10 protein-coding genes are annotated in these 12223 nt (G+C 45.7%); 8 read left to right on the top strand and 2 right to left on the bottom strand.

Annotation, left to right across the window (positions count from 1 at the left end; genetic code table 11):
• Positions 1-37: 37 nt before the first annotated feature.
• Positions 38-580 (top strand): replication initiation negative regulator SeqA, encoded by a 543-nt coding sequence (gene seqA / locus EJ063_RS13010; RefSeq protein WP_126574711.1) that lies wholly within the window; start codon positions 38-40, stop codon positions 578-580.
• Between the two features lie 89 nt (positions 581-669).
• Complete coding sequence (gene pgm, locus EJ063_RS13015) at positions 670-2316, top strand: phosphoglucomutase (alpha-D-glucose-1,6-bisphosphate-dependent) (RefSeq protein ID WP_126574712.1); 1647 nt, start codon at positions 670-672, stop codon at positions 2314-2316.
• Between the two features lie 207 nt (positions 2317-2523).
• Here pgm and EJ063_RS13020 read toward each other — a convergent pair whose 3' ends face one another.
• A complete protein-coding gene (locus EJ063_RS13020; RefSeq protein ID WP_126574713.1) occupies positions 2524-3273 on the bottom strand; it encodes a DUF1853 family protein in 750 nt (249 codons plus the stop codon).
• A 121-nt stretch (positions 3274-3394) separates the two neighbouring features.
• Here EJ063_RS13020 and EJ063_RS13025 point away from each other — a divergent pair, with 121 nt between their 5' ends.
• Complete coding sequence (locus EJ063_RS13025; RefSeq protein WP_126574714.1) at positions 3395-4153, top strand: Nif3-like dinuclear metal center hexameric protein; 759 nt, start codon at positions 3395-3397, stop codon at positions 4151-4153.
• 232 nt (positions 4154-4385) lie between these two features.
• Here EJ063_RS13025 and EJ063_RS13030 read toward each other — a convergent pair whose 3' ends face one another.
• Entirely contained in the window at positions 4386-5675 is a 1290-nt protein-coding gene (locus tag EJ063_RS13030; protein ID WP_126574715.1) for a citrate synthase, read from the bottom strand.
• 396 nt (positions 5676-6071) lie between these two features.
• On the opposite strand from EJ063_RS13030, the gene sdhC reads away from it, so the two are divergent.
• The 5 genes from sdhC to sucA all read left to right on the top strand — a co-directional run bounded on the left by sdhC (position 6072) and on the right by sucA (position 12219).
• Positions 6072-6464 (top strand): succinate dehydrogenase cytochrome b556 subunit, encoded by a 393-nt coding sequence (gene sdhC / locus EJ063_RS13035; protein WP_008078592.1) that lies wholly within the window; start codon positions 6072-6074, stop codon positions 6462-6464.
• Positions 6458-6802: a succinate dehydrogenase, hydrophobic membrane anchor protein gene (gene sdhD, locus EJ063_RS13040; protein WP_004413188.1), complete on the top strand. Its 345-nt coding sequence runs from the start codon at positions 6458-6460 to the stop codon at positions 6800-6802. Before sdhC ends, sdhD begins: the two co-directional genes overlap by 7 nt.
• A complete protein-coding gene (sdhA, locus tag EJ063_RS13045; protein WP_126574716.1) occupies positions 6803-8569 on the top strand; it encodes a succinate dehydrogenase flavoprotein subunit in 1767 nt (588 codons plus the stop codon). It abuts the gene before it with no gap.
• Positions 8570-8587: 18 nt separating this feature from the next.
• The gene (locus EJ063_RS13050; protein WP_126574717.1) at positions 8588-9298 is read left to right on the top strand and encodes a succinate dehydrogenase iron-sulfur subunit; all 711 of its coding nucleotides are present in this window, start codon (positions 8588-8590) and stop codon (positions 9296-9298) included.
• 95 nt (positions 9299-9393) lie between these two features.
• Positions 9394-12219 carry a 2-oxoglutarate dehydrogenase E1 component gene (sucA, locus tag EJ063_RS13055; RefSeq protein WP_126574718.1) on the top strand — a complete coding sequence of 942 codons (2826 nt, stop codon included), beginning with the start codon at positions 9394-9396 and terminating at the stop codon, positions 12217-12219.
• Positions 12220-12223: the final 4 nt, after the last annotated feature.

Raw genomic sequence — 12223 nt, forward strand, 5'->3', positions numbered from 1 at the left:
TCCCCCAGAGTTTAAACATAGAGATTGTGAAAAGCGAATGAAAACAATTGAGGTTGATGAGGATCTATACCGTTACATCGCAAGTCAAACCCAGGATATTGGTGAAAGTGCATCAGATATTTTGCGTCGTCTACTGATGACAGATGCAAAGCCTTCAGCCGCACCAGAGCCACAGGTTATGGCGCAACCTAAAGGTATAGTTGTTAGTAAAGATGCCATTAAAGAAGAGTCTGTAGACAGTGTAAAAGAGATGCGCTCATTACTTATTTCGGATGAGTTTGCGGGTCTTAAAAAAGCGATTGATCGTTTCATGCTGGTTCTATCGACACTGCATCACATTAACCCGAGTGATTTCTCAGAAGCAACCCAAGTGAAAGGTCGCAAACGAGTTTACTTTGCTGATAACGAACAAACGCTACTGGCCAACGGTAACACCACTAAGCCAAAAGCGATTCCGGGTTCACCATTTTGGGTTATCACCAATAACAATACGAGCCGAAAAAGGCAGATGGTTGACCAGCTGATGGCGAGAATGAATTACCCATCAGAAATCATTGAGAAGGTAACTAACTCAATTTAGAGAATTCTGATTAAAACCTCATAATATACTGTTTACATAGCGTATTATGAGGTTTTTTTATTTCTGATAATTTTAAGAAAGGATGTCAAATGGCTATGCACCCACGAGCAGGAAAAAAAGCTCAACAGCAAGATCTGCACAATATTCCTGCCCTTGTCGCGAATTATTTTCTACTTCAACCTGACCCATCGAACGCAAATCACAAAGTTGAATTTGGCACATCTGGCCACCGTGGTACGGCGGACAAATCTACCTTCAATGAAAACCATATCTTAGCGATTACTCAAGCGATTGCCGAAGTACGAGCAGAGAAGGGAACGACAGGTCCTCTATTTGTAGGTAAAGACACACATGCGCTGTCGGAACCTGCATTTTCAAGTGTGATTGAAGTGTTGATCGCGAATGGGGTGCAAGTGATTACCCAGTTAGACAACGGGTATACACCGACTCCGGGTGTCTCTCATGCTATTTTGACTCATAACCTTACACAGGGTGAGAAAGCGGATGGTATTGTTATCACACCATCACATAACCCACCTCAAGATGGCGGTATTAAATACAACCCAACGCACGGTGGCCCGGCTGAAGGTGAATTGACTCAAGCTATTCAAGATCGTGCCAACGTCTTAATTGCTGAAGGCCTACAAGGTGTGAAACGCATGCCTTTGGCACAAGCAAAAGCGTCTGAGCTGTTTGTAGTGCGTGACCTTGTGAAACCGTACATTGATGACCTAGTAAACGTCATCGATATGGAAGCGATCCAAAAGGCAAATCTAAAGCTGGGTGTTGATCCCCTTGGTGGCAGTGGCATTGATTACTGGCGTCAGATTGGTCAAGCATACAACTTAGATCTAACCTTGGTGAGCGAAGCGATTGATCCATCATTCCAGTTTATGTCTTTGGATAAAGACGGTGTGGTTCGTATGGACTGTTCGTCACCTTACGCAATGGCAGGCCTTCTAGAACTTAAAGATGAATATGACCTAGCCTTCGGCAATGACCCAGATTATGACCGCCATGGGATCGTGACGCCAAAAGGTCTGATGAACCCGAACCACTTTCTTGCGGTATGTATTGATTACCTTTACCGTCACCGCCAAGGTTGGGGTAAAGACGTTGCTGTTGGTAAAACTCTGGTTTCAAGTGCGCTTATTGACCGTGTAGTGGCTGACCTTGGTCGTGAACTTTGTGAAGTACCAGTTGGCTTCAAATGGTTTGTTGATGGTTTATACGAAGGTAAGTTTGGCTTTGGTGGCGAAGAATCTGCGGGCGCTTCATTCCTACGTAAAGACGGTACACCATGGTCTACAGACAAAGATGGCATTATTCTGTGTCTTCTAGCGGCTGAGATTACTGCTGTAACAGGCAAGAACCCACAAGAGTACTACGAAGAGCTAGCGGCGAAACACGGTGCGTCTGAGTATAACCGTATTCAAGCTGTGGCAAATGGCCCTCAAAAAGCCGTGCTATCTAAGCTATCAGCAGAAATGGTAACGGCAGAGACACTAGCCGGTGATGCAATTACGGCTCGTCTAACGCATGCGCCAGGCAACGGTGCAGCGATCGGTGGCCTTAAGGTAACCACTGAAAACGGTTGGTTTGCAGCGCGCCCATCAGGGACAGAAGATATCTACAAGATTTACTGTGAGAGCTTTAAAGGTGCTGACCACCTAAAGCAGATCGAAGCAGAAGCACAAGAGATTGTGAATCAAGTCTTCGCTAACGCAGGTCTGTAATTCAGACGATGAAATGTTGTATCAAGGGCTGACAAATTGTCAGCCCTTTTTATTGGAAGTTAAGTCATTCCTTAGAGAGAAAAATGAACGAGTAAGGAATCTCATACCATCTTCGACTTGCTTAAAGAGATCCCCAACTCGCTCGTACCTCGTTCTTGAGGATGACGATGGTAGGAATCGTAATACATCGCTCTTATCACGTACTTATTAGCTTGGCCAACTATCAGGCACAACAAACCAGAATTGTCCGCTTTTGGTCTGGGCATGAACGAACCGTCCATTGGGCTTGTTGATTGGCTCAATGAACTCTTCTAAACCGATAGCCCAACGTGGCTTATCGAGCTCATAGAGTGGTTCACCAATTTGCTCCCATTGGCTTTGATAGCACCAGTAACCGGATATCTGGCTTGGGTTAAGATCGAGCCCTAAACATTCTCGAGGGACAGTTTCTGGCGAAAATGGGTTGATGTAGAGCCGACCTTGAATTAAGAGCTGCTCTTGTAAGTCTTTGTACTGCGGGTATTGCTCAAGAAACTCACTTGTAGAACTCATCCTTAGTTGGTGCGAAAGCATCCTGTCGAGCTTTTTGTCCAGTTGGTCATGAGCGTTAGGGCCGTACCAAATCCCCTGGTGCAATAAATAGAACTTAATCGCGACTTCCCAGTGCTCATTTTGCGTGGTGTCATTATTGCGGAGTATCAGGTCTATCGCTCCAAGAGTTTGTCCTGACGGTTTATTGATCTGGATTTCTTCTTCCAGCAGGGAATATTGGCGGCTGTTAGAGATCAATTCAGTGCAGAGGTATTGATACAAAAAGCCTAGTCTCGGATTCCCCTGATATTCTTGCTGACGCAATGGAGTTAAGTCGAATTGTGTTAGGTCGACAAATGGCTTGGTGAGCTTAAATAGTGAAGGCGTTTCATGAACCCAATGGTAAAAACGTTCGAGTGTATTCATCCTTAAACCTATATATGTTGAGCCGGACTATTGTAGCTAGGGTCTAGTAAGGTTGCTACGGTTCGAATACACTTTGCGCAACAATAAATTGTGTCATGCCGACAATGAAATGGAAGCTGTTATGAACAATCTACAACTAGAAAAAATACTCAATGAAAAACTGTCGCCTCAACTTATCAAAGACTATGCGCCAAATGGTTTGCAAGTAGAGGGAACTGACGAGATTAAAAAAGTAGTGACAGGCGTGACGGCTTCTCAAGCTTTAATTGATCAAGCGGTTGAGCTAAATGCGGATGCACTCTTGGTCCACCACGGCTATTTTTGGAAAGGTGAGCCAGAGCCGATTCGCGGCATGAAGGGGAAGCGTATCCGTACGTTGATTAAAAATGACATCAACTTAATGGGCTATCACTTGCCACTAGATATTCACCCTGAACTTGGTAACAACGCCGAATTGGCGCGTTTGTTAGATATCGAAGTTGAAGGTGGTCTTGAAGGTCATCCGCAATCTGTAGCGATGTTTGGTCGACTAAAAACGCCGATGACTGGTGCCGAATTTGCTAGCAAGATAAACCAAGTACTTAAGCGTGAGCCTTTGCATATTGCTCCAGATAATGCCGATAAGATGATTGAAACGGTTGGCTGGTGTACTGGCGGCGGACAAGATTATATTGAGCTTGCTGCTAAGAATGGGCTAGATGCGTTTATTTCGGGTGAGATCTCAGAACGCACAACATATTCAGCACGAGAGCAGGACATTCATTATTTTGCCGCGGGTCACCATGCGACAGAACGCTATGGAATAAAAGCTCTGGGTGAGTGGTTAGCGAAAGAGCATGGGCTGGATGTTGAGTTTATCGATATTGATAATCCGGTTTAAACGAAGGACGGAACTCGTCTTACGGGAAAGCGGGAACGAGCTTGGCCCTGCGAGAGAAAGATTTGTCATTCCTTAGACCGAAGAATGAGGGAGTAAGGAATCTCTAAAGGTTGGTGGCTCGCGGTGAGAGCTCCTCAATTCACTCGCGCCTCGTTCTTGAGGATGACAACCAATCTAATAAAAAAGGGCTGATGTTCACACATCAGCCCTTTAACTTTTTACTCGTCAGCGATTATTCACGCTCGTGAAGAGGTGAGAACTCACGCTGCACTTCACCAGTGTATAGCTGGCGAGGGCGACCGATACGGTTAAGTGGATCGCTGTGCATTTCGTTCCAATGCGCAATCCAACCGATAGTACGAGAAATCGCGAAGATAACTGTAAACATCGATACTGGAATACCAATCGCTTTAAGAATGATACCTGAGTAGAAATCTACGTTCGGGTACAGTTTCTTAGATACGAAGTACTCATCAGAAAGTGCGATACGCTCAAGTTCCATTGCTACGTCAAGTAGTGGATCTTTGATGTTTAGCTCTTTTAGAACTTCGTGACACGTTTCACGCATTACTGTTGCGCGAGGGTCGTAGTTCTTGTAAACACGGTGACCGAAGCCCATTAGGCGGAACGGGTCATCTTTATCCTTCGCTCGTGCTACGTACTCAGGAATGTTTTCTACACTGCCGATCTCTTCAAGCATCTTCAGACATGCTTCGTTAGCACCGCCGTGAGCTGGGCCCCATAGAGAAGCGATACCCGCTGCAATACATGCAAATGGGTTCGCACCTGAAGAACCAGATAGACGTACTGTAGACGTTGATGCATTTTGCTCGTGGTCTGCGTGTAGCGTAAAGATTTTATCCATCGCTTGAGCAACTACAGGGTTTACTTCGTATTCTTCACATGGGTTGGCAAACATCATGTGTAGGAAGTTTTCTGCGTAGTTTAGATCATTGCGTGGGTAGATAAATGGTTGACCGATTGTGTACTTGTAACACATCGCCGCTAGTGTTGGCATTTTCGACAGTAGTCGGTATGCCGCAATTTCGCGGTGTTCGTCGTTATTAATGTCTAGTGAATCGTGGTAGAACGCAGCCAGTGCGCCAACCACACCACACATAACTGCCATTGGGTGTGCGTCACGTCGGAAGCCATGGAAAAAGCTTGCGATTTGCTCGTGCACCATAGTATGGCGAGTTACTGTCGTTTTGAATTGCTCGTATTGTTCACGGGTTGGGGCTTCACCATAAAGAAGGATGTAACATACTTCTAAGTAATCAGCGTTGTTAGCTAACTGATCAATTGGATAACCGCGGTGCAAAAGAATACCTTTGCCGCCATCGATATAGGTGATTTGAGATTCACAAGATGCAGTGGCAAGAAAACCTGGGTCAAAAGTGAAAAATCCATTTGCTCCCAGTTTACGAACGTCAATTACAGGTGTACCAAGGGCACCTTCCATAATTGGTAGCTCGATAGGCGCTTGTCCTTCAACATGAAGGGTAGCTTTCTTATCCGCCATAACAATCTCCTTTGTTTTATTATTAATCCGTCCAGGATGTTTTGTGTGACATTTTTGTACGTTGATTCGTTATCAAAGTCAATTTATCTCCTCTGATGTGTGCACTTGTTATGATTTTTTGAACACGTAAGGTTAAAAATCTGTGCTGTGTAGCAAAAATTGTTACATCAATTGTATTAGAATGTTGCCAGCCGTATAGTGGCGCAGTAAATTTTGGTGGAAACCTAATAAATTCAAGGCTTGAAACAATAGTGAGGTGAAGTTTTTAGTCTTGTTGTTAACAAAAATTTTACAAAATAGTCCGTCTTCAAATGGGTGTGATTGTTAAATTAATGTTAACTTTTGAGGGTTTGCAACCAAAATTCGTTCATAACTATAAATGCTCAATGGAGCTGAGTGAGCAAGCCCGTGAAAGAAAGAAAGTCAAGACCTGTTAATTTAGATTTACAGACCATTCGCTTTCCGATCACAGCAATCGCATCTATTTTGCACCGTGTGTCTGGTGTAATTACGTTTGTCGCGGTCGGGATCCTACTTTGGTTACTATCCATATCTTTATCCTCTCCTGTAGGTTACGCACAAGCAGTCGACATCGTTGACGGTTTCTTCGTGAAATTTATCTTGTGGGGAATCTTAACGGCATTGGCCTATCACATCGCTGGTGGTATTCGTCACCTTCTGATGGACTTAGGTCATTTTGAAGAGCTGGAATCTGGCGCGATGAGCGCTAAGGTTGCATTCGCAGCGACAGCCGTACTGTCACTACTAGCGGGGATTATGGTGTGGTAAAACATATTTCATCTTTTGGTCGTAATGGTGTCCACGATTTCCTGTTGATTCGTGCGACCGCGATCATTATGACTCTATACACAATTTATCTCGTGAGCTTTTGTGCTTTCACAGATATCTCTTACGTATCTTGGACTCAGTTCTTTGGTGGCACGTTCACTAAAGTGTTCACGATGCTAGCGTTAGTTTCGGTTCTAATCCATGCGTGGATTGGCTTGTGGCAGGTTCTTACTGACTACATTAAATGCGCTAAGCTTCGTGGCGGCCTTCAGTTAGCGGTTATTGCGGTACTGTTTGGTTACTTCTTCTCTGGTCTATTTATTTTGTGGGGTGCGTAAGTGTCTATTCCAGTTCGCGAATTTGATGCCGTAGTAATCGGCGCTGGTGGTGCAGGCATGCGTGCTGCGCTACAAATCTCTGAGCAAGGCCTATCATGTGCTTTGCTTTCTAAAGTATTTCCTACCCGTTCTCATACTGTATCAGCACAAGGTGGTATCACTGTTGCGTTAGGTAACGCACATGAAGATCACTGGGAACAGCACATGTACGATACTGTTAAAGGTTCTGACTACATCGGTGACCAAGACGCTATCGAATACATGTGTAAGAATGGTCCTGAGTCTGTTATTGAACTTGAGAAAATGGGTCTACCTTTCTCACGTTTCGACAACGGTACTATCTACCAACGTCCATTTGGTGGTCAGTCAAAGAACTTTGGTGGTGAGCAGGCTGCACGTACGGCAGCGGCTGCAGACCGTACTGGTCATGCACTTCTACACACGCTTTACCAACAAAACATCAAGCACAAAACAACGGTTTTCTCTGAGTGGTATGCACTGGATCTTGTGAAGAACGAAGATGGTGTTGTTTTAGGTTGTACTGCGCTTTGTATGGAAACGGGTGAAGTGTGTTACTTCAAATCAAAAGCAACCATCCTAGCGACGGGTGGTGCTGGTCGTATCTACGCATCAACAACCAATGCTCACATCAACACGGGTGATGGTGTTGGTATGGCGCTACGTGCAGGCGTACCAATGCAAGACATGGAAATGTGGCAGTTCCACCCAACGGGTATCGCTGGCGCAGGTGTTCTTGTAACCGAAGGCTGTCGTGGTGAAGGTGGTTACCTTCTTAACAAAGATGGCGAACGCTTTATGGAGCGTTACGCACCTAACGCGAAAGACCTTGCTGGTCGTGACGTTGTTGCTCGTTCAATGATGATCGAAATTCGTGAAGGTCGTGGTTGCGATGGTCCTTGGGGGCCACACATTAAACTGAAACTGGATCACCTAGGTAAAGAGACGCTTGAGTCACGCCTACCTGGTGTATGTGAACTGTCTCGTACGTTTGCTCACGTTGACCCAGTGAAAGAGCCAATTCCAGTCATTCCAACTTGTCACTACATGATGGGTGGTGTCCCAACTCAGGTTTCTGGTCAAGCAATCAAGCAAGATGAAACAGGTGCAGACGTTGAAGTTCAAGGTCTATTTGCTTGTGGCGAAATCGCATCAGTATCTGTACACGGTGCTAACCGCCTTGGTGGTAACTCTCTACTAGACTTGGTGGTATTCGGCCGTGCAACAGGTCTGCACCTAGGTGAAACCCTAGCGAAGCAAGCTGAAGCGAAACCAGCAACGGAAGCTGACATTGAGCGTTCTCTAGAGCGTTACAACCGTTGGGAAAACAGCACTGAGGGTGAAGACCCAGCACAAATTCGTAAAGACCTTCAGCAATGTATGCAGAATAACTTCTCGGTATTCCGTGAAGGTGACGCAATGGCAAAAGGCCTAGAAGAGCTAAAAGTTATCCGTGAGCGTCTGAAGAATGCGCACCTTGCTGACAAGTCGACTGAATTCAATACTCAACGTATCGAGTGTTTAGAACTAGAAAACTTAATGGAAACAGCTTATGCGACGGCGGTTGCGGCAAACTACCGTACAGAAAGCCGTGGCGCGCATGCTCGCTTTGATTTCCCAGACCGTGATGATTCTCAGTGGCTATGTCACTCAGTCTACAATCCAGAAACGGAAGCAATGGCGAAGCGCGATGTAAACATGGAACCGGTTCATCGTGAAGCGTTCCCACCAAAAGCACGTACGTACTAAGGGAAGGAGGGTAATATTATGAAACTGAATTTCTCTTTGTACCGTTACAACCCAGACGTTGACCAAAAGCCTTACATGAAAGATTACACCCTTGAGGTGGAAGAAGGCTCTGACATGATGCTATTGGATGCGTTAATCCTGCTAAAAGAGCAAGATCCAACCATCTCATTCCGTCGTTCATGTCGTGAAGGTGTTTGTGGTTCAGATGGTCTGAACATGAATGGTAAGAACGGTCTCGCGTGTATCACTCCGTTGTCGGCACTACAAGGCGACAAAATTGTGATTCGCCCACTGCCAGGTTTACCGGTCGTTCGTGATCTTATCGTTGATATGACACAGTTCTATGACAACTATGCGAAAGTTAAGCCTTTCTTGATTGATGATGGAGCTCTTCCACCATCAAGAGAGAATCTGCAATCGCCAGATGAGCGTGCGCATCTTGACGGCCTATACGAATGTATCATGTGTGCATGTTGTACAACATCATGCCCATCGTTCTGGTGGAACCCTGATAAATTCCTTGGCCCAGCTGGTTTACTTGCCGCTTACCGTTGGTTAATTGATAGCCGAGATACCGCAACAGATGAACGTCTATCAAATCTTGATGATGCATTTAGCGTTTTCCGTTGCCATGGCATCATGAATTGTGTAAGTGTTTGTCCTAAGGGACTAAATCCGACGAAAGCGATTGGTCACATCAAGACGATGTTAGTGAATCGTTCCGTCTAATTTAACAACAAAAATTGCCGACCTAATTTGGGTCGGCTCTTAATAGCTCGGCGTAAGACCGCAGCAAACGTGAAAACTACTGGTTAAGGGAAAATATGCACAACGGCGTGATGAAGGCATGGCTCGAGTCTTCACACTTGGCTGGCGCCAATGCAACGTATGTAGAGGACCTCTACGAACTGTATCTAAGTGATCCCGATCTGGTAAGTGAGGAGTGGAAACGCGTATTTGATGGTTTACCTAAGCCATCTGAAGAAGTGGTAGAACAACCACATTCGCGTGTCCGTGACTACTTCCGACGACTCGCTCAAGAAACAAAGCATTACAGTGTCCAGGTTAGTGACCCAGATGTCGACGCTAAACAAGTTAAAGTACTTCAATTAATCAATGCTTACCGATTCCGTGGACACGAAGCGGCACAGCTTGATCCTCTAGGTTTATGGCTACGCCCACCTGTGGCGGAGTTAGACCATGCATTCCACAATCTTACCGAAGATGATCTAGAAGAATCATTCAACGTAGGTTCTTTTGCCGTTGGCCAAGAAACTATGCCGTTGAAAGATATCTATTCAGCGCTTAAGAAGACGTACTGTGGTTCTATCGGTGCAGAATACATGCACATGACAGACACAGAGCAAAAACGTTGGATTCAACAGCGTCTAGAATCTGTTGTCGGTCAGCCATCTTTCTCAAACGAAGAAAAGCACATGTTCTTAGACGAGCTGACAGCAGCTGAAGGTCTAGAGCGTTACTTGGGTGCAAAATTCCCAGGTGCGAAGCGATTCTCGCTTGAAGGCGGTGATGCCCTGATTCCAATGACGAAAGAACTGATTCGTCATGCAGGTGCAAGTGGTATGCGTGAAGTGGTTATCGGTATGGCCCACCGTGGTCGTCTGAACATGCTAGTCAACGTACTAGGCAAAAAACCACAAGACCTATTTGATGAGTTTGCTGGTAAGCATGACGAAACTTGGGGTACCGGTGATGTTAAGTATCACCAAGGTTTCTCGGCAGACTTTGCAACGCCAGGTGGTGATGTTCACTTAGCGCTTGCCTTTAACCCATCTCACCTTGAGATTGTAAACCCAGTAGTTATTGGTTCAGTCCGAGCTCGTCAAGACCGCTTAGGCGATAAGACGGGCAGTACGGTTCTTCCAATCACTATTCACGGTGACTCGGCAATTGCTGGTCAGGGCGTAGTAGCAGAGACGTTCAACATGTCTCAGGCGCGTGGTTTCCAAGTTGGTGGTACCGTACGTATCGTAGTCAATAACCAAGTTGGCTTCACAACGTCTAACCCGACTGATACCCGTTCTACGATGTACTGTACTGATATCGCGAAGATGGTACAGGCGCCGATTTTCCACGTTAACGCCGATGACCCAGAAGCGGTGGCTTTTGTCACTCGCATTGCTCTGGATTACCGTAACGAATTTAAACGTGATGTTGTGATTGATTTGGTGTGTTACCGCCGTCATGGTCACAACGAAGCGGATGAGCCGAATGCGACTCAGCCTCTTATGTATCAAAAAATCAAGAAGCACCCAACGCCACGTAAGCTTTATGCTGACGTGCTGATGGAGAAAGAGATCCTTGGTATTGATACAGCAACACAACTTGTGAATGAATACCGTGATGCACTGGATCATGGTGAAGTTGTGGTGAAAGAGTGGCGTCCTATGGCTCTACACTCAGTAGACTGGTCACCATACCTTGGCCATGATTGGGATGTTGAGTGGGACAACAAGTTTGATACTCAGCGTCTTCTTGAGCTCGGTACGCGCCTAACTACTTACCCTGATAGTCACAAGCTACAGAGTCGTGTAAACAAGCTTTACAACGATCGTAAAGCGATGTTGAGTGGCGAGAAAGCGATCGACTGGGGTATGGCAGAAACACTGGCGTATGCAACACTTGTTGATGATGGTAAGCGTATTCGTATCTCTGGTCAGGATTCTGGTCGTGGTACTTTCTTCCACCGTCACTCAGTTCTGCATAACCAGAATGATGCGAGCACCTATGTTCCACTAGCGAACATTCATGACAAGCAAGGTCCTTTCCAAGTATTCGACTCAGTCCTATCAGAAGAAGCAGTACTTGCGTTTGAATACGGCTACGCAACAGCTGAGCCAAGCGGCCTTACCCTTTGGGAAGCGCAGTTTGGTGACTTTGCTAACGGTGCACAGGTGGTCATTGACCAATTCATTTCATCAGGTGAGCAAAAGTGGGCACGTCTATGTGGCTTAACAATGCTACTTCCTCATGGTTATGAAGGTCAGGGTCCAGAACACTCATCAGCTCGTCTAGAACGTTACCTACAATTATGTGCTGAACAAAACATGCAGGTTGTTGTGCCATCAACTCCGGCTCAGGTTTACCACATGATTCGTCGTCAGGTTGTTCGTCCAATGCGTCGTCCGCTGATTGTGATGTCTCCTAAGTCTCTACTTCGTCATCCTTTGTGTACGTCAACAATGGAAGATCTTGCGGATGGTACATTCCAGCCAGCAATTCCTGAAATTGATAGCCTAGATGCTGCGAAAGTGAAACGCGTAGTGTTCTGTTCAGGTAAGGTTTATTTCGACCTACTAGAACAGCGCCGCAACAATGAGCAAGAAGATGTTGCGATTGTTCGTATCGAACAGCTTTACCCATTCCCTCTGGATGAAGTAAAAGCGGCGATTGAGCAATACACAAACGTTGAAGATTTCGTTTGGTGTCAAGAAGAGCCTCAAAACCAAGGTGCTTGGTACTGTAGCCAACACAACTTCCGTGCTGCTATCCCTGCGGGTGCTGACCTTAAGTATGCTGGTCGTCCAGCGTCAGCATCACCGGCAGTTGGCTATATGTCAGTACACTTGAAACAACAAAAAGCGCTAATTGAAGATGCGCTGAACGTGAATACAAAAACTTCGGACTAAGAAC

Origin of the sequence: Vibrio aquaticus (assembly GCF_003970385.1) — a bacterium.
In the GTDB taxonomy this organism is placed as follows: domain Bacteria; phylum Pseudomonadota; class Gammaproteobacteria; order Enterobacterales; family Vibrionaceae; genus Vibrio; species Vibrio aquaticus.